Source organism: Pantoea sp. GM_Pan_4, assembly GCF_026541005.1.
GTDB classification, from domain to species: Bacteria; Pseudomonadota; Gammaproteobacteria; order Enterobacterales; family Enterobacteriaceae; genus Pantoea; species Pantoea dispersa.
Genome location: NZ_JALNUZ010000004.1, coordinates 141,286 through 163,109, shown reverse-complemented (window position 1 = coordinate 163,109; position 21,824 = coordinate 141,286). Strand labels below are relative to the sequence as shown.

The 21,824-nt window shown below is 56.9% G+C and carries 22 protein-coding genes and 1 tRNA gene; 7 read left to right on the top strand and 16 right to left on the bottom strand.

Annotated features, from left to right (window positions below; translation table 11 throughout):
* Nucleotides 1-30: 30 nt before the first annotated feature.
* The gene (locus OXR61_RS11895; RefSeq protein ID WP_010618078.1) at nt 31-234 is read right to left on the bottom strand and encodes a hypothetical protein; all 204 of its coding nucleotides are present in this window, start codon (nt 232-234) and stop codon (nt 31-33) included.
* 394 nt (nt 235-628) lie between these two features.
* On the opposite strand from OXR61_RS11895, the gene OXR61_RS11890 reads away from it, so the two are divergent.
* Entirely contained in the window at nt 629-1,132 is a 504-nt protein-coding gene (locus tag OXR61_RS11890) for a hypothetical protein (protein ID WP_021509246.1), read from the top strand.
* 143 nt (nt 1,133-1,275) lie between these two features.
* The gene (locus tag OXR61_RS11885) at nt 1,276-1,548 is read left to right on the top strand and encodes a hypothetical protein (protein ID WP_031280046.1); all 273 of its coding nucleotides are present in this window, start codon (nt 1,276-1,278) and stop codon (nt 1,546-1,548) included.
* Between the two features lie 33 nt (nt 1,549-1,581).
* On the opposite strand, the gene OXR61_RS11880 is transcribed toward OXR61_RS11885, so the two are convergent.
* The 4 genes from OXR61_RS11880 to OXR61_RS11865 all read right to left on the bottom strand — a co-directional run bounded on the left by OXR61_RS11880 (nt 1,582) and on the right by OXR61_RS11865 (nt 4,218).
* Nucleotides 1,582-1,908, bottom strand: coding sequence for a four-helix bundle copper-binding protein (locus OXR61_RS11880; protein ID WP_021509247.1), 327 nt, complete (start codon nt 1,906-1,908; stop codon nt 1,582-1,584).
* Nucleotides 1,909-2,069: 161 nt separating this feature from the next.
* Nucleotides 2,070-2,146: transfer RNA gene (locus OXR61_RS11875), tRNA-Pro, on the bottom strand.
* A gap of 72 nt (nt 2,147-2,218) precedes the next feature.
* Nucleotides 2,219-3,967 (bottom strand): LPS biosynthesis-modulating metalloenzyme YejM, encoded by a 1,749-nt coding sequence (gene yejM / locus OXR61_RS11870; protein WP_021509248.1) that lies wholly within the window; start codon nt 3,965-3,967, stop codon nt 2,219-2,221.
* A gap of 23 nt (nt 3,968-3,990) precedes the next feature.
* Entirely contained in the window at nt 3,991-4,218 is a 228-nt protein-coding gene (locus tag OXR61_RS11865; protein WP_021509249.1) for a YejL family protein, read from the bottom strand.
* 158 nt (nt 4,219-4,376) lie between these two features.
* On the opposite strand from OXR61_RS11865, the gene yejK reads away from it, so the two are divergent.
* Entirely contained in the window at nt 4,377-5,381 is a 1,005-nt protein-coding gene (yejK, locus tag OXR61_RS11860; protein WP_021509250.1) for a nucleoid-associated protein YejK, read from the top strand.
* A gap of 64 nt (nt 5,382-5,445) precedes the next feature.
* Here yejK and rplY read toward each other — a convergent pair whose 3' ends face one another.
* Nucleotides 5,446-5,730, bottom strand: coding sequence for a 50S ribosomal protein L25 (gene rplY / locus OXR61_RS11855; protein WP_010618083.1), 285 nt, complete (start codon nt 5,728-5,730; stop codon nt 5,446-5,448).
* Nucleotides 5,731-5,861: 131 nt separating this feature from the next.
* Entirely contained in the window at nt 5,862-7,616 is a 1,755-nt protein-coding gene (locus OXR61_RS11850) for a DEAD/DEAH box helicase (protein WP_021509251.1), read from the bottom strand.
* 225 nt (nt 7,617-7,841) lie between these two features.
* Between OXR61_RS11850 and rsuA the strand changes: the two genes are divergently transcribed.
* The 3 genes from rsuA (at nt 7,842) to OXR61_RS11835 (ending at nt 10,428) form a co-directional block, all read left to right on the top strand.
* Nucleotides 7,842-8,564 (top strand): 16S rRNA pseudouridine(516) synthase RsuA, encoded by a 723-nt coding sequence (rsuA, locus tag OXR61_RS11845; protein WP_021509252.1) that lies wholly within the window; start codon nt 7,842-7,844, stop codon nt 8,562-8,564.
* Between the two features lie 12 nt (nt 8,565-8,576).
* Nucleotides 8,577-9,770, top strand: coding sequence for a Bcr/CflA family multidrug efflux MFS transporter (locus OXR61_RS11840; protein ID WP_021509253.1), 1,194 nt, complete (start codon nt 8,577-8,579; stop codon nt 9,768-9,770).
* Nucleotides 9,771-10,101: 331 nt separating this feature from the next.
* Nucleotides 10,102-10,428: a hypothetical protein gene (locus OXR61_RS11835; protein WP_021509254.1), complete on the top strand. Its 327-nt coding sequence runs from the start codon at nt 10,102-10,104 to the stop codon at nt 10,426-10,428.
* Here the strand turns inward: OXR61_RS11835 and yejF are convergent.
* From yejF to yeiP, 9 genes are all read right to left on the bottom strand, one after another.
* Complete coding sequence (gene yejF / locus OXR61_RS11830) at nt 10,422-12,011, bottom strand: microcin C ABC transporter ATP-binding protein YejF (RefSeq protein WP_021509255.1); 1,590 nt, start codon at nt 12,009-12,011, stop codon at nt 10,422-10,424. The two genes, OXR61_RS11835 and yejF, sit on opposite strands and share 7 nt — an antisense overlap.
* On the bottom strand, nt 12,012-13,034 hold the full coding sequence (locus OXR61_RS11825; protein WP_021509256.1) for a microcin C ABC transporter permease: 1,023 nt from the start codon (nt 13,032-13,034) through the stop codon (nt 12,012-12,014).
* The gene (locus OXR61_RS11820) at nt 13,034-14,125 is read right to left on the bottom strand and encodes a microcin C ABC transporter permease YejB (protein WP_021509257.1); all 1,092 of its coding nucleotides are present in this window, start codon (nt 14,123-14,125) and stop codon (nt 13,034-13,036) included. The genes OXR61_RS11825 and OXR61_RS11820 overlap by 1 nt, the downstream gene beginning before the upstream one ends.
* Nucleotides 14,126-14,135: 10 nt before the next feature.
* Nucleotides 14,136-15,944 carry an extracellular solute-binding protein gene (locus OXR61_RS11815; RefSeq protein WP_021509258.1) on the bottom strand — a complete coding sequence of 603 codons (1,809 nt, stop codon included), beginning with the start codon at nt 15,942-15,944 and terminating at the stop codon, nt 14,136-14,138.
* Between the two features lie 65 nt (nt 15,945-16,009).
* Nucleotides 16,010-17,575: a cyclic di-GMP phosphodiesterase gene (locus tag OXR61_RS11810; RefSeq protein WP_021509259.1), complete on the bottom strand. Its 1,566-nt coding sequence runs from the start codon at nt 17,573-17,575 to the stop codon at nt 16,010-16,012.
* A gap of 227 nt (nt 17,576-17,802) precedes the next feature.
* On the bottom strand, nt 17,803-18,378 hold the full coding sequence (gene mepS, locus OXR61_RS11805) for a bifunctional murein DD-endopeptidase/murein LD-carboxypeptidase (RefSeq protein WP_031280047.1): 576 nt from the start codon (nt 18,376-18,378) through the stop codon (nt 17,803-17,805).
* Nucleotides 18,379-18,892: 514 nt separating this feature from the next.
* Nucleotides 18,893-19,600, bottom strand: a complete 708-nt coding sequence (locus tag OXR61_RS11800; protein WP_031280048.1) for a phosphatase PAP2 family protein — start codon at nt 19,598-19,600, stop codon at nt 18,893-18,895.
* 45 nt (nt 19,601-19,645) lie between these two features.
* Nucleotides 19,646-20,620, bottom strand: coding sequence for a GTP-binding protein (locus OXR61_RS11795; RefSeq protein ID WP_021509262.1), 975 nt, complete (start codon nt 20,618-20,620; stop codon nt 19,646-19,648).
* Between the two features lie 99 nt (nt 20,621-20,719).
* Nucleotides 20,720-21,292 carry an elongation factor P-like protein YeiP gene (gene yeiP, locus OXR61_RS11790; protein WP_031280049.1) on the bottom strand — a complete coding sequence of 191 codons (573 nt, stop codon included), beginning with the start codon at nt 21,290-21,292 and terminating at the stop codon, nt 20,720-20,722.
* A gap of 152 nt (nt 21,293-21,444) precedes the next feature.
* On the opposite strand from yeiP, the gene OXR61_RS11785 reads away from it, so the two are divergent.
* Nucleotides 21,445-21,699, top strand: a complete 255-nt coding sequence (locus OXR61_RS11785; RefSeq protein ID WP_031280051.1) for a YkgJ family cysteine cluster protein — start codon at nt 21,445-21,447, stop codon at nt 21,697-21,699.
* Nucleotides 21,700-21,824 lie beyond the last annotated feature (125 nt).

Below are 21,824 nucleotides of genomic sequence, written 5' to 3'. Positions count from 1 at the left end.
GGCAGAGCAAGCCGAAAAGGCTGCTGCGGGTTAGCGATTTGGCGGGATAGCGAAGCTCTTCATCTGCACCACAAAATGGTGGTGGCCTTTGGTAATGCGTGCACCACGGTCGCACCAGTGGCTCGCCAGGCGGAAGAAATCATCGCTGCCAATATCATACGCCAGCTCTACTTTGCTGATGCCTGAGTGCAGGAGTTCTTCCGCATCCTGCAGGTTTTTTGCTTTGATGACCATAACCAGATTCCATCAAATAAACGGGAGCTTTAGGGTAGGGGAAATCTGTGACAGTTTTGTTTCACTTTAATGAATTGCTGTCACAAATCAGTAAAAACGTGATCCCGGTCGGCTTTGCTGACTTCAGTTAAGTACCTGATTCGCAGCATGAATGAAGTATGATGCGAGATTATGCTGCAGGATTTTGCGCCCTGAACAATAAGGTCAGGGCCAGTTGCAGTGGTGACGAATAGCCGCGTCTGGCGCGGTAATGGCGCCGTCATTTTCCATCTCTATCCTACCTGTGGTGGCTGTATTATGAAGCCCATCACACATCGATAGCCGCTTCGTTTAACCGGGGTAAAGCGTGGGCGTAACATGCTGGTGGCTGACGAAAGAGGCTAAGGAGCGAACGATGCAAAAACTGGCTGGCATAATGTTACTGGGTTGCATGAGCGTAGGCGCTGCACAGGCAGCAGATCTCAGCTTCCAGAATGCGCAGGGCAATATTGAAGTGGTGCCTGGCAAACCCACCTTTGTGCATAAATTGCACTACCGCAAACTCTATGATGAAAAGCCGTTCCCGGATGCGGTGATTTATTACTACAGCAACGGGGTGTATAAGATCCTGTCGCAGGGCGAAAATCATTATGGCCTCTACGTGATGCAGGGCAGCGTTGAGGACCAGAGTTACACCATCCGCTATATTTCAGCGCCGTCAAAAGACTGGGGCAACAAAACCGCCTTCCATCAGCTCACCTTTGTGAATGGCGCGCAGGCAAAGGTGTTTATTCAAAACGCGATTACCGATACCGGTGAGCAGATCGCCCAGCAAAACGGCGAGTTTTTGCTGCAGGATCACGATCCCGCAAACGCGGCGGCAGACCGCTGGGATGATGAATTGAAAATCAGACGCTGAAGGTCAAAGCCTTCCCTCTGCGCCGCAACCGTTACGGATCGGGTTGCGGCGCCCGATGTGCCTGCGTTAGCAAAGATTTTCCCTATTCCAGCGAGAATTGTTTCCGGCTGGCAACGCGGCCAAATCTCGATAATTATCAGGGCATGACTAAATATCGTGTAAGAGTGGGTTTTCACAACCCCTCAGCCCTGACCTTCAGGCAGCTGGATGAAATCCTGGAACCGCAACGCTTCTGGCGCAGCGACACGCGCAGCGGTACGTTTCGCTACTTCATGGAGTATGAATATGAGTCGGACGTACGCGATATCTGCGAAGTGTGCGAGCTGGCTTATTCGCAGGCGTGTAAGGTGAAGAAATGTCCGCTGATTCTGGTACAGCCCTGCGAGGCAGAGGTTTCACTCAGCGTTAACGATTGAGACTCGCCGCAGCGAATCTCAATCCTGCTGGCATCATGCCGCCATTTTACGGCACTCTTCTGCACAGCGCTGACAGGCCTGAGCGCATTGCTGGCAGTGCTGGTGTTGATGCTGCTGGCACGCCTGCGCGCACTGCTGGCAGATGTCGGCGCAGAACTGACAGAGTTGCTGCACCGATTCACTGTTTAGTGCCATAAACTGCGCCGTGAGGCGACAGGTATTGGCGCACTGCATATCCAGCCTGATGCATTCGCGCATCATCTCCACATTTTCCTCATCCAGACAGGATGTTGCGCAGTGGTCGCACGCGGCTGCGCACAGATAACAAGCCTCCACGCAGCGTTTATATTCATCAAGCATGTTTCCTCCTTGCATTGGTGATTAACCGTTTAAGCCTGGAAAGGATTGGTCATTATGCAATGAAGGAAAGCGTTAGGATTTATTACCGCGCTGTGCTTAACGCCGCGATTTTACAGCAGAAAATAAAAAAGCAGCCATAAAGGCTGCTTTCTTTGGGATTTTGGTCGGCACGAGAGGATTTGAACCTCCGACCCCTGACACCCCATGACAGTGCGCTACCAGGCTGCGCTACGTGCCGAACGTGGAGGGTTATACTACTGGTTCCGTTGGCGATTGCAATATGCCGGCAGCTTAACTGCCTCATAATTAATCAGTTTGCCGTGAACCGTTTCTCTTCCGTCAGCACCTGCAACAGTAGCGCCAGCTGAGGTTTATGATCTTTCAGCTCTTTGCCCTGGGCATCGTACGCGCTGTAGTTACCGTTGTTGCTGAGCACCAGCGTCACCGTTGGCGTAGTCACCACCAGTTTGCCATCTTCACTGCTGGCGACCCAGTTATGGCTGCGCTGCGCGGCAAACAGATCTTCACCCTGTGAATAGTTAACCGGATTGGTGCGCACGTGCAGCAGGCGCTGCATCAGCGTGGTCATCACATCCTGCTGATCGGTCAGGCGATCGATGCTCTGCGCCGGGGTATTCGGCCAGTGCACCACCAGCGGCACCTGCAGCGTCGCGCGGTTGCCCGGATTATCGCTGTTGTCGAAGGTAATGGCGCGCTGCGCCGTGATCACCACCACGGTATTCTTCAGCGCATCATTCTGCTGCAGCGTATGCAGCACCGTTGCGATTTGTTCATCCACGCCTGTCGCCTGGCGCATATAGCTGCGCTGGCGCGCTTTGGTGCTGTCGCCGGTTACCGTCACGCCGTTGAGCGCGATCCATGAGAACCAGGGCGCGCCGCCTTTCTGACCATTGAGCCAGTTCTGCCACTGCGTCACCGTGGTGCTGTTGGGCTGGGTATCAGCCTGCGGCAGGCTGTAATCCGCCAGCAGCGCCTGACGGTACAGCGGCTGGCTAAAGCCATCGGAAGAGAACAGGCCGAACTGATAACCCTGGCTGTTCAGCGCGCCGAGCAGGGCAGAGGGCATGCGCGCCGCCAGCACGCCGTCCATGTAGCTGGAGGAGATACCATAGAACAGGCCGAACAGGCCTTTTTCCGGCTGCAGTCCGGCGCTGTAATGCTGGGTAAAGCGCACATTTTCACTGGCGAACTGATTGAGCGACGGCAGCGCTTTATCCACCGTGGCATTGTTCAGTCCGTCCACCGTCAGAATCAGCAGGTTGTGGCGCGTTCCGCCATCGCGGAACGTAATATCGCTGAGCGGATACTGCACCGACAGCGCTTCCGGATCGCCCTGTTGCACCAGACGGCGCTGATACTCCTGCGCATCCAGCAGGCCGTGTCGCTCCAGAAAGCGCCGTGCGGTCATCGGATAGGAGAGCGGCAGGTTGGCACGCTGCATGGTAATCGGCCGGTAGAAGTTGGCGTCGGCCCAGATATACAGCAGATGACTGGCAAAGAAGGCGCTGATAAACAGCGCGGCCAGCGGCTTGCCAAACGAACGCCGGTTAAGGCTGCGCAGCTTTTGCCAGCTCCAGGTGGCAAATAGCATCTCAACGAGGAAAATCAGCGGTACGCTGATAAACATCAGCTGCCAGTCGCGCGCCATCTCGCTTTGATCGGGGTTGACCACCAGTTCCCACACCACCGGATTGAGGTGCAGATGGAAACGGTTGAACACCGCGCTGTCGACCATAATCAGCGTCAGCCCGGCCGTGGCGACCACGGCGGAGAGCACGCGCAGCAACCGCTGCGACATGGCGACAAACGTCAGCGGGAAGATAATCAGCAGATAAGCGGCAAACACGATAAAGCTGAAATGGCCAATCCAGCTGGTAAACGCATAAATACGGCCGGCGAGGGAAGAGGGCCAGTCGGCGACCAACAGGTAGCGGCTGCCTAAAATAAGCGCAAACAGAATATTAAACAGGGCAAACCAGTGCCCCCAGCTGATCATCTGGGAGACTTTTTCACGGTAGCGCTGCCGGTTGGTTACCATATTTATGAGGTCAAATCTGCAATTTAGTGGGCGTTGTCATCGCGCACGGAAGACTGCAGCGCTTCCGCAAACGAGCGGGCGAGGCTGCGGCGCTGGGCCGGTGCGATGTCGGTGTTGATCAAATTGGTCACCATGTTCCCCAACACCATCAGGGAAAGATCGGTTGGCGCTTTGTCTTTTTCAAGAACCTGCGCCAGCTGCGCGAGAAGCTGTTCGACGCGCGCGTCGCTGTAACGGGATGATTGTGGCATATCGTCGACTAATCAAGTGTGAAAACGCGGTATATTACCGTAACAACGCACTTTTTTCCGCAATTTTATCGCAAGCAGAACGATCAGTTTGTGCGCGCAGTTGAAAGCGGCTGCGGGCGGTGTTTGAATACGCGCCTGAGCCAAAAGGAGAGTCTACCATGAGTCTGGATATCGACCAGATTGCCCTGCATCAGTTAGTCAAACGTGATGAAAACCAGCTGGAACTGGTGCTGCGCGATACTCTGTTACCTGCCACGCAGGCGGTAGAAGAGATGGCGGAAGAGTTACACCGCGTCTATAGCGCCAAAAGCAAGGCTTACGGCCTGTTTAATGAAGACAGCGAGCTGGCGGAAGCGCTGCGCAACTGCCGTAAAGGGCAGGATGACTTCCTGGCGTTCAGCCGTGCGGCTACCGGACGCCTGCGCGACGAGCTGAGCAAATACCCGTTCGCCGAAGGCGGCGTGGTGCTGTTTCTGCACTATCGCTATCTGGCGGTGGAGTATCTGCTGGTGGCGGTGCTGAACAGCCAGTCGAGCATGCGCGTTAATGAGCAGCTCGACATCAGCAGCACGCACTATCTGGATATCAACCATGCCGATATCGTGGCGCGTATCGATCTCACCGAGTGGGAAACCAACCCGGAATCCACGCGCTACCTGACCTTCCTGCGCGGACGCGTGGGGCGCAAAGTGGCCGATTTCTTCATGGATTTCCTCGGCGCCAGCGTCGGTCTGGATACCAAAGCACAGAACCGCGGGCTGCTGCAGGCGGTAGATGATTACTGTGCCGAGTCCAGCCTGGATAAAAATGAGCGCCAGAACTATCGCCAGCAGGTCTACAGCTACTGCAATGAACAGCTGCAGGCGGGCGAGGAGATTGCGCTGGAAGATCTCTCCAGCGAGCTGCCGCCGCTGGGCGAAAAAACCTTTCAGGCGTTTACCCAGGAGCAGGGTTATGAGCTGGAAGAGCATTTCCCGGCCGACCGCAGCACCCTGCGTCAGCTGACGAAATTTGCCGGTAGCGGCGGGGGATTAACGCTTAACTTTGATGCCATGCTGCTGGGCGAGCGCATTTTCTGGGATCCGGCCACCGATACGCTGACCATCAAAGGCACGCCGCCGAATCTGCGCGATCAGCTGCAGCGTCGTACCGGCGGCCAGTGATCGCCGGATTTGCGCCATAAAAAAACGCCGCAGATGCGGCGTTTTTTCGTCAACCCGTTAGCGATTAAGCGCGAACGAAGTCGATGTGGTGCAGTTTTGGCTTGAACGGGTGACGCTGAACAGCCTGAACTTTAACTTTGGTTTCTTTACCGTCAACAACCAGAGTCAGCACGTCGCTGTAGAACTCAGGCTTAGCCTGCATGTTCATCACAGCGTCGTGGTCCAGTTCGATAGAAACCGCAGCGTCTTTACCGCCATAGATGATGGCCGGGAATTTGTTCGCTGCGCGCAGGCGGCGGCTCGCACCCTTACCCTGCTCTTTACGTACTTCTGCATTAATAGTGAACATCTTAAGATCTCTTCTATAGTTCCTGCTACAGGCGACCCAGCAACAGGACGGTTATTCAATACGCTTTTACGGATGCAAAAGCGGGCGGCATTATAGCCGGATTGCCACAGCGGGGCAAATGATTCCGCCGCTTAGCGCAGCTCGTTAGCACGGCGATAGCGTCCCTGATAATCGAACATTTTTTCCCGCACCTGCCAGAAGTGGCCTTTGGCGCGCGCCACCACAAAATCGGGATGGCGCAGCAGCGGCTGCAGCGCCACCACATCAGCGGCGGTCTGCCAGCCGAGCTCCACGCCGGGCGCACGCTGATGTGGCCGCATAAACAGCTGCTCAAAGGCGGTGCGCTGCGCCGGAGTGCGCAGGCGAAAGCGCTCGCTGACGCTGGTGCCATCCTCATCAAAATAGGTGGCTTGCAGCCATTCGCCTTTATCATCGCGTCCGTGCGCCAGCGTCATACCACTGCAGCGCAGTACGCGCGCGTCTTTCAGCTTCAGCGCCGCTTTCAGCATATCATCGGGGTCGACCAGCACCTTGTCGCACTGCTGGCAGCGGCGCGCGGCGATATCATTTTCTGCACCGCAGTCCGGGCAGCTTTTGAAGCGGAAACGGTAGTCGCACTGCGCGCGATTGCCCTCGTCATCGTCGAGCACGCCCTGACAGCGGCGGCCAAAGTGCTCAATGACGTGGCCATCTTCGGTCGCCTTGCCCCAGAAGGTATTCGCAAAGCCGCAGGCCGGACAAAACACCTGCACCGGCTGGTTATCGCTGGCGCCTTTCGGTGCGCCGACTTCGGGCGTAAAGAGATCGTGCGGGTTTCCGGCGTAATCGAGGATCAGGCAGTCGGTTTTGCCCGGTGCCAGCCGCAACCCGCGACCGACAATTTGCTGATACAGGCTGACCGATTCGGTCGGGCGCAGAATGGCGATCAAATCGACGTGCGGCGCGTCGAAGCCGGTGGTCAGCACCGCCACGTTAACCAGAAACTTAAGCTGCTGCGCTTTGAACTGCTGAATCAGCCGGTCACGCTCTTTCACCGGGGTTTCTGCCGATACCAGCGCACTGTTTTCCGGCAGCAGGCTGAGAATTTCCCGCGCGTGTTCAACGGTTGCGGCAAACACCATCACGCCGCGGCGCGTCTCAGCGAACTCAATGATCTGTCGCATAATCTGCGGCGTGACGCGCTGCTGCTGTTTCAGTTCGCGGTTAAGATCGGCCTCACTGAACAGGCCATTATTCTGCGGGATCAGCCGACTGAAATCGTACTGCACCACCGGCATATCCAGCCGCTCGGGTGGCACCAGAAACCCATGTTTGATCATATAGCGCAGCGGCAATTCGTAGATGCAGTCGCGGAACAGCGCGTTATCGTCGCCGCGCACCATACCGTGATAGTGGTACTGGTAAATCCAGCCTTTGCCCAGACGGAATGGCGTGGCGGTCAGCCCCAGCAGACGCAGTTGCGGATTGTGCTGGCGCAGATGGGCGAACAGCTGCTGATACTGGCTCTCCTCGTTGTCGCTGATGCGATGGCACTCATCGACGATCACCAGCGAAAAGGCGCTGTCAAAACTGGCCAGATTGCGCGCCACCGATTGCACGCTGCCGAATACCACTTTACCTTCGCTCTGCTTGCGCTGCAGGCCCGCGGCGAAGATATCCGCCTGCAGGCCATACGCCTGATATTTACTGTGGTTCTGCTCCACCAGTTCTTTGACGTGAGCCAGCACCAGCACGCGACCGCGCGCCAGCCGCGCCAGTTCAGCGATCACCAGGCTTTTGCCGGCGCCGGTCGGCAGCACAATCACCGCTGGCGTGGCGTGGCGGCGAAAATGGGCAACGGTGGCATCAACGGCTTCTTGCTGATAGGGGCGCAGGGTAAACGACATGGGAACCGGCTTTTTCTGGAACGGACGCGCATTATGCCATGAAAGTGGCTAAAACGCAGGATCGGCACTATTAGCAGGCGAAGGTTCAGGCTATACTGCCCACACTTTTTCAACGGTTAACCCTGCTCTCAATTATGCCGTGGCCGCCGCGCTACGCTGTAAATGATTTACCGGGCAAATGCCGTTTCAGTTCCCCTCCGCAGTAACAGGCAAAAAAGCGAATTCATGCGACTCGACAAATTCATATCTCAGCAACTGGAAGTTAGCCGTGCCATCGCCGGCCGTGAAATACGTGGCAGAAAGATCACCATCAATGGCGAAGTGGTGCGCGACACCGCGTATAAAGTCCTGCCGGACGATGCCGTAGAGTACGACGGCAATCCGCTGACGGTGCAGCAGGGCCCGCGCTATTTCATGCTGAATAAACCGCAGGGCTATGTCTGCTCCACCGACGATCCGGATCATCCCACCATTCTCTATTTCATTGAGGAGCCGGCGGCGTTCAAACTGCACGCGGCAGGGCGGCTGGATATTGATACCACCGGGCTGGTGCTGCTGACCGATGATGGTCAGTGGTCGCATCGCATTACTTCTCCGCGCCATCACCTGGAGAAAACCTACCTGGTGGAACTGGAGCAGCCGCTTGACGCGGGGCTGATCGAAAAATTTGCTGCCGGCATTCAGCTGCACAATGAGAAAGATCTGACCAAACCGGCGCAGCTGGAAATCCTCGATGAGAAAGCCGCGCGCCTCACTCTCAGTGAAGGGCGCTATCACCAGGTGAAACGTATGTTTGCGGCGATGGGCAACCACGTCACGGCGCTGCATCGCGAAAGCATCGGTGAGATTGTGCTGGATGAGGAGCTCGGTGAAGGCGAATACCGTGAACTGACCGAGGCGGAAATCAACAGCATCGGCCTGCCGGACGAACTGAAACAGCGCAAATAGCGGGAGACAGCGGTGCGTAAGGAAAAAAATTCACCGGTGGGATTAGTGGTGATTCTGGGATTGCTGGCGATGCTGATGCCGCTCTCCATTGATATGTATCTGCCGGCAATGCCGCAAATCGCCCGTGAATTCGCGGTGTCGGCCGGCAGCGTACAGATGACGCTGAATCTCTACATCCTTGGCTTCGCCATTGGTCAGCTGGTGTATGGCCCGCTGGCGGACAGCTACGGACGTAAACCGGTGATTGTGCTTGGCACGCTGATTTTTGCCTGCGCGGCAGCAGCCTGTGCGCTGTCGCAATCCATTGACCAGCTGATTCTGATGCGTTTCCTGCACGGGCTCTCCGCCGCCGCGGCCAGCGTGGTGATTAACGCCCTGATGCGCGACAGTTATTCGAAAGAAGATTTCTCGCGCATGATGTCGTTTGTCATGCTGATCACCACCATTGCGCCGCTGCTGGCCCCGATCATCGGCGGCTGGCTGCTGTTGCTGTGGAACTGGCACGCCATCTTCTGGACGCTGGCATTGGCCGCACTGATTACCACGGTGCTGGTGGTAACGCAGATCCGCGAAACGCTTAAGCCCGAGCAGCGGCAGCGTTTTCACCTGCGCACCACGCTGAGCAATTTTGTCGCGCTGGTGCGGCACAAACGCGCCTTCAGCTATATGCTGGCAAGCGGCTTCTCGTTTGCCGGGCTGTTTACCTTTCTTAACGCCGGGCCGTTTGTTTACATTGAAGTGAACCATGTGTCGCCGCAAAATTTCGGCTACTACTTTGGCCTCAACGTGGTGTTTCTGTTTGTCATGACGCTGATTAACAGCCGCGCGGTGCGCCGTTTCGGACCGCTGGCGATGTTCCGCCTCGGTCTGCTGATTCAGTTTGCCATGGGCATCTGGCTGCTAATTGTCAGCGCGCTCAACCTCGGTTTCCTGCCGCTGGTGTTTGGCGTGGCTATGTTTATTGGCTGCGTATCGACCGTCTCCTCCAATGCGATGGCGGTGATCCTCGACGAATTTCCCCATATGGCCGGCACCGCATCCTCGCTGGCCGGTACGCTGCGCTTTGGCGTCGGTGCGCTGGTTGGCGCGCTGCTGTCGCTGGTCAGCGTCAACAGCGCCTGGCCAATGGTCGCCACCATCGCGCTGTGCGCTACCGTCTCAATCGTGCTGTTCAGCTACGCCGCCCGTCCGCGCCACACCGCGTGATGGCGGCGGGTCGATCCTTAGCCTGCAGTTATTTCACCTCCTGATTTGCCCCTCTTCGCACTCTCGCTCTGCTTAATGTTTCTATATTGTGAAAATTAATTGATAAAAAAGTAACGACATTGCGTCTAAAATGATTGTTAAGCGCCGCGTAACGCGGTAAACATAGGCATAAATGCGAGAAAGCTCGCAAATAATAAAGTTGCATCACGCTTTGTGCTTAAAACGAGAAGGCTATCCTTGACGTCCGTATGCTGAGCTTGCCAGGTGGGGATTCACCGCGATGAAGCCGTCCGTTGTGAATAACGTTACTGTCTCTGGGAACCGAAACACTATGCTGCAACTCTCGGTTGTGCATCGTTTACCACAACTTTACCGCTGGTCGCTGGAACATGCTGGCGCCATTGAACGCCAGGAAGCAGCGAACGGCGCGCATGACGGGGATCTGGTCGCGCTGCGCCTGCTGAGCCATGACGGCCATCCGGCGCTGGAGATCCTGCAGCAGCTACAGGAAACGCTGGCGCAGATTCAGGTCGAGTGCAAAATTGCCGAATGTGAAGGGCAGCCGTGTTTGCTGATTCAGCGCGGCGACGAGAGCGCCACTAACTGTTGTCTGAAAAATCAGGGCGTGGCGATCGCCGAAACCTTTGACGGTCACTGAGGCCCGATCCCGCCCTGCGCGGAGGCCAGCAGCTGACGCGTATACTCCGCTGCGGGCGCGTTGAACAGCGCTTCGCATTCACCCTGTTCCACCACTTCACCCTGGCGCAACACCACCAGCTGATGACACAGCGCGCGCACCACCTGCAAATCGTGACTGATAAACAGATACGCCAGCTGATGCTGCTGCTGTAAACGGCGCAGCAGGGTGAGGATCTGCTTTTGCACCGAGCGGTCCAGCGACGAGGTGGGTTCATCCAGCACAATCAGCTGCGGCTGCAGGATCAGCGCGCGGGCAATGGCGATGCGCTGGCGCTGACCGCCAGAGAATTCCGCCGGGTAGCGACTGCGGCTCGCTGCCTCCAGGCCAACCTCTTCCATCACCGCAATGACTCTGGCTTCCTGTTCGGCAGCGCTGAGCTGCGGCTGGTGCACCGCCAGCCCTTCGGCAATCACCTGCTGTACCGTCATGCGCGGATTGAGTGAAGAGTTGGGATCCTGAAACACCACCTGAATGCGCTGGCGCAGCGGCAGTAGCTGCTTCGCGCTCAGCCGATGCAGCGGCTGTCCGTCGAACCAGATCTCGCCGCGCGCAGCAATCAGGCGCAGCAGCGCCAGGCCGGTGGTGCTTTTGCCTGACCCGGATTCGCCGACTAACCCGAGGCTTTCGCCGCGCCGCAGGGTAAAACTGAGATTGTGTAGCGCGGTTTTTTCCGCCACGGTGCGCTTCAGCAGTCCACGGCGAATCGGGAAACCCACCTGCAAATTAGTTACCTGCAACAGCGGCGGCGCGTCGATCAGCGGCACCGGTGCGCCGTCCGGCTCGGCGGCCAGCAGCTCACGGGTATAAGGCTGCTGTGGCTGGCGAAACAGTGCGTCACAGCGGTTGTGTTCCACCTCGCGCCCGTTGCGCATCACCGTCACGCTGTGGGCCAGCTGACGCACAATGTTCAGGTTATGGGTAATGAACAGCATGCCCATGTTCAGTTCGCGCTGCAGTTCGCGCAGCAGCTGTAAAATCTGTGCCTGTACCGTGACATCCAGCGCCGTGGTGGGCTCATCGGCAATCAGCAGTTTGGGCTGGGTCAGCAAGGCCATGGCGATCATCACGCGCTGGCGCTCGCCGCCGGACAGCTGGTGCGGAAAATCCTGCAGGCGCGTCGCGGCCTGGCGAATGCCTACGCGATCGAGGCAGCTGAGAATTTCAGCGCGCGCCGCTTCACGCCGCATGCCACGGTGCAGCGACAGCACTTCATACAGCTGCTTTTCCACGCTGTGCAGCGGATTGAGTGACACCATCGGCTCCTGAAAAATCATCGCCATCTGGTTGCCGCGCAGCCCGCGCATCTCACGTTCGCTGGCCTGTAACACATCGCGTCCGTCAAACAGGATCTCGCCCTGCGGATAACTCACCGGCGGTTGCGGCAGCAGACGCATAATTGACAGTGCCGTCACGCTCTTGCCCGATCCCGATTCGCCCACCAGCGCCAGCGTTTCGCCGGCGTCGATGCGCAGCGAGATATCTTCCACCACGCGGCGCGGCCCGAACGCCACCGCCAGATGCTTCACCGTTAACAAACTCATTTAGCGCCCCCGGCTCGGATCAAAGGCATCGCGCACCGCTTCGCCGATAAAAATCAGCAGCGACAGCAGCAGGGCGAGGGCGAAGAAGCCAGAAAGGCCAAGCCACGGTGCCTGTAAATTGTTTTTTCCCTGCAGCAGCAGTTCGCCCAGCGACGGCGAGCCCACCGGCAGGCCGAAGCCGAGAAAATCCAGTGAGGTCAACGTGGTGATCGAACCGCACAGGATAAACGGCAGAAAGGTGAGCGTGGCAACCATGGCGTTGGGCAACATGTGGCGTAGCATGATGCGGCTATCGCTCACGCCCAGCGCGCGTGCGGCGCGGATATAGTCAAAGTTACGCGTGCGCAGGAACTCGGCGCGCACGACGCTCACCAGACTCATCCAGCCGAAGATCACCGTCAGCAGCAACAGCCACCAGAAATTGGGCTGAATCACGCTGGAGAGCAGAATCAGCATGAACAGCGTAGGCATGCCGGACCACACCTCAATCAATCGCTGGCCGATGAGGTCAACGCGGCCGCCAAAGTAGCCCTGCAGGGCACCCACCACAATGCCAATCACGCTGGAGAACAGCGTTAACAGCAAACCGAACAGCAGCGAGATGCGTGTGCCATACAGCAGACGCGCCAGTACATCGCCACCGTTAGCATCGGTACCCAGCCAGTTTTGCGCGGACGGCGGTGACGGGAAGGGCACGTCGGTGGCGAAATGAATGGTGCTGTCGCTGAAGCGGATGGGGGCCCACAGCGCCCAGCCCTGCTGGTCAATACGTTGCTTCAGCCACGGATCCTGGTAATCGGCCGCCGTGGCAAACTGGCCGCCAAAATCGCTCTCGCTGTAGTTAAACAGCAGCGGTGCGTACCAGCGCTGCTGGTAATGCACCAGCAGCGGTTTGTCATTGGCTAATAATTCCGCGCCCAGCGACAGCACAAAAATGAGCAGAAACAGCCACAGCGACCAGTAGCCGCGCCGGTTATGACGAAAGCGCTGCCAGCGCTGCTGGTTAACGGGAGATAAACGCATCAGCGGCCCTCAAAATCAATGCGTGGATCGACCAGCGTATAGGTCAGATCGCTGAGAATATTCATCAGCAGGCCAATCAGCGTAAAGATATACAGCGTGCCGAACATCACCGGATAGTCGCGCTGAATGGTGGCATCATAGCCGAGCAGCCCCATGCCGTTGAGTGAGAACATCACCTCGATCAGCACCGAGCTGGTGAAAAACATACTGATAAAGGTGGCGGGAAACCCGGCGATCACCAGCAGCATGGCGTTGCGGAACACGTGGCCGTACAGGATGCGCTTCTCATCCAGGCCCTTGGCGCGCGCCGTGACGACGTACTGTTTGCGCACCTCATCAAGGAACGAATTTTTCGTCAGCATGGTCAGGGTGGCAAAGCCGCCAATCACCGTAGCCAGCACCGGCAGGGTGATATGCCATACATAATCGCTGATTTTGCTGTACCACGGCAGCGTGTCAAACTGCGGCGAAGTGAGGCCGCGGAGCGGGAACCAGTCGAGATAGCTGCCGCCGGCAAACAGCACAATCAGCATGATGGCAAACAAAAACGCCGGAATAGAGTAGCCGATGATGATAAAGATGCTGCTCCAGATATCAAACGCGCTGCCGTTGCGCACCGCTTTTTTGATGCCCAGCGGAATCGACACCAGATAGATGATCAGCGTGCTCCACAACCCGAGGCTGATCGACACCGGCAGGCTCTCTTTAATCAGCTGCAGCACCGTGGCGTTACGAAACAGGCTGTCGCCAAAGTCAAAACGCAGGTAATTCCACAGCATTTCGCCATAGCGCTGCAGCAGGGGCTTATCGAAGCCGTAGCGATGGGTTATTTCTGCCACCACCTCCGGATCCAGCCCGCGCGCGCCGCGGTACTGGCTGTCGCCGGGATTGTCGCGCACCAGCGCACCGCGCGCACCGCTGTCACTGCCGCCGCTGCCAGGCAGACCGGTACTATGACCAAACTGGATGTTGGCCAGCGCCTGATCGACCGGACCGCCCGGCGCAATCTGTACGATAAAGAAATTCAGGGTGATGATGGCCCACAGCGTGGGAATAATCAGCAACAGCCTGCGCAGGAAATAAGCACCCAAACCGCTCTCCTCAGCGTCGATCGGCCGGTAAACGACCGGCTTTGTTCACATCGTACCACCAGTTTTCCAGCCCGGTGGCAAACGCCGGTTTAATCTGCGGATGGGAAAACTTGTCCCACCAGGCCAGCCGCTGCTCGGCGTTGTACCACATCGGAATCATGTAGGCGTTCCACAGCAGCAGGCGATCCAGCGCCTGACCGAGCGGCAGCAGCGCTTTTTCATTGCCCTGATGCGCCACGATCTGCTGCACGAAATGGTCGACCAGCGGATCTTTTACCCGCGCGGTGTTCCACGAGGAGCTGATGTAATCCGACTGCCAGACATATTGCAGGCTGGTGGAAGGCCACGGCATCGCCTGATAAAGCGACGGAATCATGTCGTAATCGCCTTCGCGCAGCCGGCGCAGATATTGCGAACTGTCCACCTGACGCAGAGTCATCGTAATGCCAAGCCGTGCCACGCTGTGCTGGAACGGCAGCGCCCAGTCGTTCTGAGAACCGCTGCGCAGCAACAGTTCAAACTGAAACGGCTGGCCGGTTTTCACGTTCACCAGCTGCTGATTTTTGATCTGCCAGCCGGCCTGCTTCAGCAGCGCCATCGCCCGCAGCAAATTGTTGCGGTCAAAGCCGCTGCCGTCAGAATGCGGCGGCGCGTAGGCGTTGTTAAAGACCTCGGCAGGCAGCTGCGCCTTGTAGGGCGCGAGCAGGACCAGCTGATCGGCGTCAGGATAGCCTCTGGCGGCATAAGCGGTGTTCTGGAAGTAGCTGTCGGTCCGCTTGTAAGCGCCGTAGAACAGCGCTTTGTTCATCCACTCAAAATCAAACGCCAGCGTCAGCGCCTCGCGCACGCGGCGGTCGGAAAATAATGCTTTCTCGTTATTGAACGCCAGCCAGCGCGTGTCGGTGGCGACGTCATTCGGCGTGGTGGCTTTCACAATGGCGTGGCTGGTGAAGTTGCGCCCGCGATATTGTGTGGCCCATTTCTTCGCCGAACTCTCCTCGCGCAGATCATAGGCACCGGCCTTAAACGCTTCAAAAGCCACGTTGTCATCGAGATAGTAGTCGTAGCGCAGGGTATCGAAATTAAAGCGACCGCGGTTCACCGGCAGATTGGCCGCCCAGTAGTTCTTCACCCGACTATATTGGATGAACTGGCCGGATTTGTACGAAGTGACGCGGTAAGGCCCACTGGCGAGCGGCGGATAGCCAATCGGCTCATTGAATTTTTTGTTCTGCCAGAATTTTTCCGGCAGCACCGGCAGCGTGATCCAGCTCAGCACCAGGTCTTTATCCGGTTTGGGCATCTCAATGCGCACTGTCAGCCGGTTCAGCGCTTTCACCTGCACGCCACGAAACGCCACGCGAAACTGCGGCACGCCTTCGGTCATGAATTTGCCGAAGGTGAAGGCGACATCCTGCGCGGTGATCGGTGTACCGTCCTGAAACTGCGCGTGCGGATTGATAGACACTTCCATCCAGTGATAATCGCTGGGATAGCGTGCTGATTCGGCGATCAGCGGATAGTAGCTGCCGGGCTCATCGTCTGAGGTGGTAAACAGGCCGTCGTACAGCGTGTCAGTGCCGATACCGGGGTTGCCGCGCGACGCATAGCGGTTGAAGTTGTCGTAAGTGCCCACCACGGCGAGGGTGATCTTGCCACCTTTTGGCGCCGCCGGATTGGCGTAATCATAATGGGTGAAGTTGACCGCGTATTTCGGTTCGCCCAGCTTCGCAAAGGCATAGCTTTCATGGATAGTGACCGCGTGCGCCGGCGCAATGGCGCTGCACATCAGTAGTGCTGTGGCAAGACGAAGCAGCATAAGTGGGGCGCTCTCCTGTGATAATCCGCACTGTATGGTAGCAGTTTCATGCGCGGTACGTGACGTTAACCCAAACTGACCTGGCTCTGATAGTAGCTGATCAGCTTTTCCGGGCGCAGCGGGCGGCTAAACAGATACCCCTGCAGATGTGTGACGCCCCGGTTAACCAGCCAGGCCGCCTGGTCGCCGGTTTCCACGCCTTCCGCCACGGTTTTCAGGTTGAGTTTCTTTGCCAGCAGCAACACGGTGTCAAGTACCGGCGAGGTTACGGTTTCGGTGCCGATACTCTGCACAAAGCCGCGATCGATTTTCAGGTAGTCGAACGGATATTTTTCCAGGTAGATCAGCGCGCTATGGCCAGTGCCGAAATCATCGATGGCAATCTTGAAATTGTGTTCATGCAGCCAGGCGAAGATTTCGCCGGCGTTCTTCTCCCGCACCATGGTGCGCTCAGTGATTTCAAATACATAGTTAAAATGATCGGCGGGCATACTGGCGATCCACGCTTGCACGTCGCGGCGAAAACTGGCCGATGCCAGATGCTGCGGTGACATATTCAGACTGAGACGGGTGCCGCGCGGCAGTTGCTGACAGAGAAAACGCGCGTCGCGCGCTACCAGGCTGAACAGATGTTGGGTCAGAGGAATAATCAGGTTCTGCGCTTCGGCGTGGCTGATAAATACATCGGGTGGGATCATGCCTTCAACCGGGTGAGTCCAGCGCAGCAGCGCTTCAACGCCATAGGGTTTGCCGTTGTGTGCCGTTACCAGCGGCTGATACTCAACGTGAAACTGACCGCGCCGGATGCCGAGCAGGATTTCACGTCCCGGTCGCTGATGCAGCGACAGCAGCAGCCAGCTGATTGCGGCAACCAGCAGCGCCAGCAGCAGGCCGGTCAGCAACGCCAGCGTGTAATCGCGTGAGGCCAGCGTGCTGCCGTAAAGCACAAAGCGCATGCTGCCGTCATCAAGCGTCAGGTCGGTGAGGGCGGGCGGCAGATCGCGGCTGCGCACCACCTGGCTGGTGCCGCTGAGCAGCGCGCTGTCGCCTGCCACCAGCGCCATGCGCGTGATTTCGGGATGGTAAGAGGCCAGCAGCTGGTAAGGCGTCATGCTGAGGTTCATTGTGGCGAGGATGCCGGTTTCGCTCGCTCCTGGACTTTTCAGCCACAGCGCCAGCGCTGGCTTGGCGGGCTGCAGCGGTGTGCCGGGCAGCAGGCGGACGTCACGGTCGCGCTCCAGCTCTGAATCGGGTGAAATGGCGCTGGCGGCCAGCAGAAATGCGCCGGTAGCCGAAGAGCAGTAAGCGTTGCCGTCGCGTACCAGTAATATCGCGCGAATGTTGCCGGCAAAGGCGGCGCGAGAGGTCAGCTCACGGTTGACACTGTTGCAGCTGAGTTGAGTGTATTGCTGCAGTGGATAAAGGCTCTCGACCAGGGTTGACATCACCTGTTGCAGATCGTCACGGCTGTGAGCCAGCAGCTGCTGGTGTTGCTGGACGCGTTTTTGCCAGGTCAGCGTGAGCAGGACGGTGACAAACAGGATAAAAAACGCGACCCCAATAATTACGCTACTCCAGGCGATGCGCCGCGAGTAGCTGGCATGACGATTTAACGTCCCCGACAGTGGCATGGAGTTGGTTCCCCTGATCTTGCCCTTTTTATTATAAAAACGCATACAACTGTGCTGGTTCAAGGCAACGAGAATATAACGAGGCTGCGCGAAAAGTCTCGTTATATTTTTGATTCACAATTACTTTTTCCGCCATGGATTTGGCTTAAGCAACCGCAGACGAAAAAAAACGCTGCCGGGGCAGCGTTTTCAGATTCTCTGGCTGAGAACATCAGGAAGGAAGGGGGTTAACTGGGGTTTTTTGCCAGTACCCGACGCGCTTCGCGGTAGCGGTTTTTCCAGTAACTGTCGTTAAGGCTGGAAATCATCACGCCGCTGCTGGTAGACGCGTGTACAAAATTGTCGTTGCCGAGATAGATGCCGACATGGCGACCGGTGGAGCCGGCGCGGAACAGCACTAAATCACCCGGACGCAGTTTACTGCGTGAAATCTCTTTACCGCTGTCCTGCTGTTCCGATGTGGAACGCGGCAGCTCTAAACCAAACTGTTCGCGAAAGGTGCGCTGAACAAAAGCAGAACAGTCAATGCCGCGTTTGGTGTCGCCGCCTAAGCGATAACGCACACCTTTCCAGTCACTGTACTGCTCCATGATGCGGGACTTAACGTCCACGTTCTGCACCATTTGTTCAAATTCGTCCTGAGACGCCTGAAGTAAAAAACCATTCTGGTTGTTAACTTCATGATTCTCGTTATTCGCGTTCTGACCGTTATGGGTACTGCTACATGCCGATAAGAGGGTTGCTAATGCTACTGCGGGAATAATCCGCCTGAGGTATCTCAGAATTGGTTGAGACTTGACCATTGTACGTGTTTTCCTTCGATGTCCTTACGACAGAATGTCGCCAGCCAGATGACAAAACGGGTTGAGATTAATAAGTGCGACCCTCTAAGACAATTCCTTAATTACTAAAATGTGTTAATGCACACATTTTTGTTGCTTAAGGTACCGAATTTTATGCTGCACGGTAGTAATCGGAGTTGAGGTTAACCGATTACAGACCGCGTGGCGAGTGCTTTTATATAAATTTTTATAGGTTTTTTTGATGTGAAATCAATCTGTAACACAACGGTTACTTTATCAACAACTGGTAGCGATTTAAGCGTCAATTAACGGCAGGAACAGCGGCTAATTCTGGCGCTCAGGGAGATTTTAAGAGGGTTCTGACTGGACAGGCCAGGAATAACGCCATTGTCAGACGATTTGACGCATAGGTTTTTCTTTTATCAGAAAACGCTTAGTCCGCTAATAATTTATTGCAGGATTAAATAAGCGCAGGCGATCTTAAAAACAAGAAATAATCGCCCGCGCTAAACAATTACGCCTGGGGTTTATATTTTCCGGGCAGCGAACGATAGAGCCAGTTCACCAGTTTGTCGCTGGCCGGTGTTAATAACCACCAGCTCAGGCCCACCAGCACCACCGACAGCGAACCGACCGCGATATCGGTAAACCAGTGTGCGCCTGCCATTACGCGCGGCAGGGAAAAGAGCACCACAATCAGCAGGCCCATCAGGAAGGCGCGGAAGCCGAAATAGCGCCACATAAAGCAGGCGAAGATAATCAGCATCATGCCGTGGTCGCCGGGGAAGCTGTCTCGGGACGCATCTTTTGCCGGAATGCCGGTCAGTTCGCTGACGCGATGCACGTTATCAAAGAACAGCGTCGGGCTGGCATGCTTAACCGGCAGCAGATGGCCCAGCTGGTTAAGAATCACCGCCGTCAGCAGCATGGTGATACCAATCGCCAGCATACGACGTCGGCCCTGCGGCGTTTCGCGGCGCCAGAACCACAGATAGAGCAGGCCCATCGCCAGCAGCGACACCGCATCAAAACCGCGGAAATTGGTGATCGCCACCAGCAGCGCAAAGCCGTGATGGTCGACCATCTGGTCGTTAAAGCCAAAAAAGATGCCTTTGTCGAGAGCGAACCAGAACCCGTGCTCCGGCGGCAGATACCACGACATAAATAGCATCACACCCAGCGCATTCAGCAGCAGGATGGTAATCAAACGAGAAGTGCGCATAAAAGTAACTCAAAAGGAAAAAAATAACGGGCAAACCTACCGCAGCTAATTTAAACGAATCTTCAACAGGGCAGTCTGCAAGGCGTTCCAGTCGGTGGCCTGATGGTGGATCAATTCGATACGGCTATCCGGCGGCGTGACCGGGCGCGTTTCGATGAACAGGTCTTCACCCTGACGGTTAATGCTGACCAGACCGTCAGCGGTACGCAGCACGCCTTTCACGCGATCCACCGGCGCAAGCCGCGCCCACTCTAAAGCCGGAATAGTATCGAACACCGTGTCACCATCGAAAATCCAGCCACAGGAAGCATAGCCCTGACCTTCATTTAACGCACGACGCCAGCGCGCTTCACCTTCCAGTTTCAGCGCCGCCAGCCCCTGCGGGCGTGGCGAATGATGATGATGCGCGGCATCGGGTACCGCACGATCCGCCAATGCCGGCTGACTCAGCAACGCCGGATCAATGTTGCCCCAGCTGGCTTCCACCAGTTGACGGTCGCCCAAATGCTGCTGCTGCCAGCTCGCCAGCCGCTGACGATCTTCCGCATCCCACTTGTCGCTTTTGTTGGCGATGATGATGTCTGCGGCGATCAGCTGGTCGCGAAAGTTTTCATTCTCCGTGACGCGCGTATCGGCTAACTGACGCGGATCGAGCAGCGTCAGCGTGGCGTCCACGCGGATCCACGGCTGATAGACCGCTGCGCGCAGCATATTCAGTAACTGTTTGGGATGGCCAAGGCCGGTGGGTTCGATAATCAGGCGGTCCGGCTGAGTCTGCTTCAGCAGCATATTCAGCCCGACCTGCAGCGGCAGGCCGTTAACACAGCACATACAGCCGCCGGGGATCTCTTTCAGCGTGGCGCCGCGGTCGGCGAGCAGGGCGCCGTCAATGCCGATCTCGCCAAACTCGTTGACCAGAATGGCCCACTTTTCATTGGCAGGTTTGTGCGCCAGCAGATGTAACAGGGTGGTGGTTTTACCGCTACCGAGAAAACCGGTAATCAGGTTCACGCGCGTCATGATTTACTCCGTTAAAATAGCCGCGCCGGACAACTGTATCCGGCGCGCAGGCTGTTGTTATACTATAACAATCAACCGCCGCCGGAGAAAATCGTGCGCTTAATCGGCGCGTCCCATATAACGGCGCTCGGCAATATGGATACGGATGCGATCGCCATTGCTCAGGTACTCCGGCACCTGAATCGACAGCCCGGTGCTCATGCCCGCCGGTTTGGTGCGCGCACTGGCAGATGCCCCTTTGATGCCTGGTGAGGTATCAACAATCTCCATGTCTACCGTCTGCGGCAGTTCCAGCGCCAGCACCTGACCATCCATGGTGAGCACCTGGATACCGGGAATGCCGCCTTCCGGAATAAACAGCAGCTCTTCTTCGATCTGATCTTTTTTAAAGCTGTACGGCGTGTAATCTTCGTCATCCATAAACACGTATTCGTCGCCGTCAATGTATGAGAAGGTCACTGCGCGGCGGCTGAGCTGAATGGCATCAATAATATCGTCGCCCTTGAAGCGCTCTTCAACTTTCAGGCCGGTGCGCACATCGGTGAAACGCATCTTATACAGCGTGGCGGCACCGCGCGCGCTCGGGCTCTGGACATCGATATCCTTCACCAGCAACAGTTTACCGTTCCAGGTGACGGCCATTCCTTTTTTGATTTCGTTTGCCTTTGGCATAATGCTTGACTCGCTATAACCAGGTAGATGCGCGCCAACTTACTCGCGCGGTGAAAAACAGGCAAGTGAGGCCGGTGAAAATTGTTGGCCGCGCATAGAATTCCGCGGTGCAGACTGCTATTGTCGGCCGCTAATCTTTGCAGGAGCGCATGATGTTATGTCGAGACCAGTGCGGTGCCTGCTGCACAGCCCCCTCCATCTCTTCCCCCATTCCGGGTATGCCTGACGGCAAACCGGCCAATACCCGCTGCGTGCAGCTCGACGAACAGCAGCGCTGCAAAATTTTTGGCTCGCCGCTGCGTCCGGCGGTGTGTGCCGGTTTACAGCCACAGGCGGAGATGTGCGGCAGCAGCCGCGCCGACGCCATGATCTACCTGCTGCTGCTGGAAGCCGATACCGCGCCCTGAGTTTGAGCTGACGCGAGCTGAACAGAACGAGCGTCACAGGCGCCGCGTTACAGCAACGCGTCAGCGCGCCCGCTGTGAAAAATCCTAAATCCGCCGCGAAGTGTGCGGAGCATCAAAAATCTGCT